Genomic DNA, 3,331 nt, shown 5'->3' on the forward strand with positions numbered 1-3,331 from the left:
GTCGGACTCGCCCTGGTCACCAACCAATAGCGAACAGACAGGCGATAACCCGAACGCCACAGAAGATGATCAATGGAGGTCAAACGACAAGCTAAGTGGTGGAGGGCGCCGCCGGGATGGACGGCGGTGAGGCGCCAGAGCTGGGCGTCGGAGCCGCTGTCCTCGCCCTGCTGGACCTTGGCGCCGCTGCGGCGGCTGCCGTCGGCGACCTCCAGCAGCAGACCGCTGCCGACGTTGCGCACCCGGTACAGGCCGTCCGCGATCACATGGTCAGTCACGGTGGGAGTGTCCCACCAGGGTCCGACAGAGCCCCCGCTGCCGGGTGTCCGACGGGGCGCCTATGCTGCGGCGAATGGTGTCCGACCGAAATCCCTCGCACGGCGGGTCCGCCGACCCGTCGGACCGTCAGCAGCCGACCCTCGACGAGGCGGTGGCCGATCTGGCGGCGGCGGTCGAAGCCGCCGACGACGAGCGCTTCGGCGACGCGCTCCGGCTGGTGGGCGGCCTGCTGGGGCCTGCCGGGCCCCGCGAGTCGGCGGCGGTCGGCCCGCGGCTGGCCACCCTGCTGCCGGACACTCCGCCGTTCCCCCGGTCGCGGCTGGCGATGATGGTGGGCGCGTGCGTGGAGCGCGGCGCCGACCCGGTGGCCTGCGCCGATCACGTGCTGGCCGGGCTGCGCGAAGCGCTCGGCGCCGCGCAGTTGCTGGTGGAGCGCTGGCAGGAGACGGACGGCGGCGAGCTGCCCGACCCGGACCGGGACAACCCGGCCGAAGCCCTCGGACGGATCGAGGACCCGGACCGCCTGGACGAGTGGCACGCCCAGCGGGCCGTCATCGGCTGGTGGACGCTGCACCTCTGGCAGATGGCCTCGTTCGCGGTGTACTCGTACGCCGCCGTCCGCACCTCGGCCCGGGCGTCCGGGGTGACGGACGTCCTGGTCGAACTGGCCGACCGGTACAGCGGTGGCCGGCACGACCTCAAATGCCTGGTCCACCTGGCGAGGACGCTCGACGACGAACCGCTGCTGGTGCTGGACCGGCCCACCGGCACCGGGTACCTGCTGCGGATGGACGGGCTGAGCGACAACTTCCAGTTGCACACGCTGCTCGCGGACGTGCTGATCGGCGGCGGCCACCTGCCGGGCACCCGCCCGGACCCGGAGGTCGTCGCGCTCTGCCGCACCGAGGTGCCGGACGGGCGCCGGCTCACCGCGTTCGGCTCGTTCAACCTGGTCGCGCCGGACGGGTCGTGGATCTGGAACGAGGGCACGCCCGACGACATCCCGGTGGTCGACGGCGTCCGCACCCTGGTGCTGGACCCGCAGCCGTACGAGCGCAGCTGGTCGGCCGGGCGGTTCATCCAGCAGGTCCCCGGTGATCTGCGGCTGGAACGGGTGCTGACACCGGCCGAGGCCGGGGCCCGGCTGGCGGGGGCGGCCGAGGCCCGGTCGTTCGAGCGGGCGTTCCGCTAGGCCTTGTCGCCCGGGGGCCGGGGCCCGTCCGACGGTCGGGAGATGTCGGGTTATGGTCGGGAGGAGTGGGCCGGTCGGCAGGTGTGCGGACGGCCCGGTGGATCTGAGGAGTGGAGTCGAGGATGGCGAAGGTCCCGAACGTGCTCTCGGCCGCGGCGCCGGCCGCGCTCACCGCGGCGAGCGGTCTGGTGGGCGGTTACGGCGTCGCCCGCTGGAGCGGCCGGCGTGAACTGGGCGGCGCGGTGCTGGCGGTGGCCGGTGCCGGAGCCGCCGCGCAGTGGCACCACCGCTCGGGCCCGGCCACCGCGGCCGCGCTGACCGGGCTGTATGTGGCGGCGTTCGGCGGCTCGCACCCGCTGGCGAAGAAGATCGGCGCCTGGCCGTCCGTCTTCGCCGTCACCGGGGTCGTCGCCGCCGCCTCCACCGTCGCGACCGCCCTGATCACGCGCAAGCGCTGACCGTACGGGGACGGCACAGGCCGTGGGGGAACCGGCTGCCCTCAGGACCCGGCCGCGCCGAACCGGGCCTCGAAAGCGGCCCGGTTCGCCGAGACGGGCGTGCGGTCCCAGACCGCGAACACCACCCGCTCGAAGGCCGCGCCGTACCGCGCCAGCGTGCCCTCGAAGGCCTCCGCCACCTGTGCCGGGTCGTTGCGGAACACCCCGCAGCCCCACGCCCCCAGCACCAGCGCGCGTATCCCGTGCCGGGCGGCCACCGCGAGCACCCGCTCCGCCCGCTCGGCGAGCACGCCCCGGACGTCCACCCCCGCCGAACGCCGTTCCAGCTGACCGGCGTTGGGCGCGGGCGAGGTCAGGAACGTGACCGGGTACGGCCGCGCCAGCAGCTCGCCCCGCCCGTCCCGGATCACCGGCACGCCGGGTGAGACGATCACCCGGTGGCTGTACCGCAGGTCGGTGGAGGCCCGGTGCGCCTCGTAGTAGTCCGGCGCCTCCAGCAGGCAGGAGTACAGCAGGGCGCTGCGGCAGAGGTCCTCCTCCTGGGCGCGGGCGCCGCGCAGATAGCCGCCGCCCGGGTTCCGCGCGGAGGCGAAGTTGAGCACCCCCACCGGGCCGGCCCCGGCTCCGACCAGCCGCCGGGCGGCCTCCATGCTGCCCTCGGCCGTCACCTCGACCGCCCCCTCACCGGCCGCCGGACCGGGCCCGGGGGCACCGGCCCGCACCAGCGCGTCCAGCTCCGCCGGGGCGTACGACACCGTCCCCGCCCTGGCCACCGCCAGCCGGTCGGCCACCTCCACGAGCTCGCCCCCGGCCGCCCGGTAGCTCCCCCGCTCGGCGATCCCCTCGTTCACCACCGCCACGTCGTGCAGTCTGCTGCTCATGCCCGCGACCGTACGGGACACCCCGCACCCGGCGCCACAGGTTATTCTCACCGGCAGAACAACGGCCCGCCGGGGCCGGAACGCCAACGGGCCCGCCCCACCGAGGTGGAGCGGGCCCGCAGTGCGTCAGCTACGCGCTACGCGACATCGGATACGCGATGTCAGTTCTTCCAGCGCGGCTTGCGGTCGTCGCGGTTGAAGCCGCCCGAACGCTCGCGGTCGAAGCCGCCCGAACGGCCACCGCGGTCGTCGCGGTTGAAGCCACCGGAGGCCTGCGGACGGCCGCCGGAGCGGTGGTCGTCACGGCGGGCGAACGGACGGCTGCTGCTGCCACCGCGCTCGTCACGGTCCCGGCCGAAGGCCGGACGGTCACCGAAGGAGCGCGCCGGACGGTCGCCGAAGCCGCCCGAGCGGCCACCGCGGTCGTCACGGTCACGGTTGAAGCCACCGGAACGCTCGCGGTCGAAACCACCCGAACGACCACCACGGTCATCGCGGTCACGGTTGAAGCCACCCGAACG

4 protein-coding genes and 1 pseudogene are annotated in these 3,331 nt (G+C 74.5%); 2 read left to right on the plus strand and 3 right to left on the minus strand.

What is annotated here, in order from left to right; translation table 11 throughout:
- Positions 1–278, minus strand: a 278-nt coding sequence (locus tag ACIQIB_RS13245; protein WP_400757896.1) for an RICIN domain-containing protein, incomplete at its 3' end; no start/stop codon positions are given.
- 74 nt (positions 279–352) lie between these two features.
- On the opposite strand from ACIQIB_RS13245, the gene ACIQIB_RS13250 reads away from it, so the two are divergent.
- Together ACIQIB_RS13250 and ACIQIB_RS13255 are read left to right on the plus strand one after the other, a co-directional pair.
- On the plus strand, positions 353–1,471 hold the full coding sequence (locus ACIQIB_RS13250) for a hypothetical protein (protein WP_400757898.1): 1,119 nt from the start codon (positions 353–355) through the stop codon (positions 1,469–1,471).
- A gap of 122 nt (positions 1,472–1,593) precedes the next feature.
- Complete coding sequence (locus ACIQIB_RS13255; protein WP_400657240.1) at positions 1,594–1,929, plus strand: hypothetical protein; 336 nt, start codon at positions 1,594–1,596, stop codon at positions 1,927–1,929.
- A gap of 41 nt (positions 1,930–1,970) precedes the next feature.
- On the opposite strand, the gene ACIQIB_RS13260 is transcribed toward ACIQIB_RS13255, so the two are convergent.
- Entirely contained in the window at positions 1,971–2,810 is an 840-nt protein-coding gene (locus ACIQIB_RS13260) for a TIGR02452 family protein (protein ID WP_400757900.1), read from the minus strand.
- Positions 2,811–2,971: 161 nt separating this feature from the next.
- A pseudogene (locus ACIQIB_RS13265) lies at positions 2,972–3,331 on the minus strand (RNA helicase); the annotation flags it as partial.

It is taken from the genome of Kitasatospora sp. NPDC092286, from assembly GCF_044755565.1.
GTDB lineage: Bacteria > Actinomycetota > Actinomycetes > Streptomycetales > Streptomycetaceae > Kitasatospora.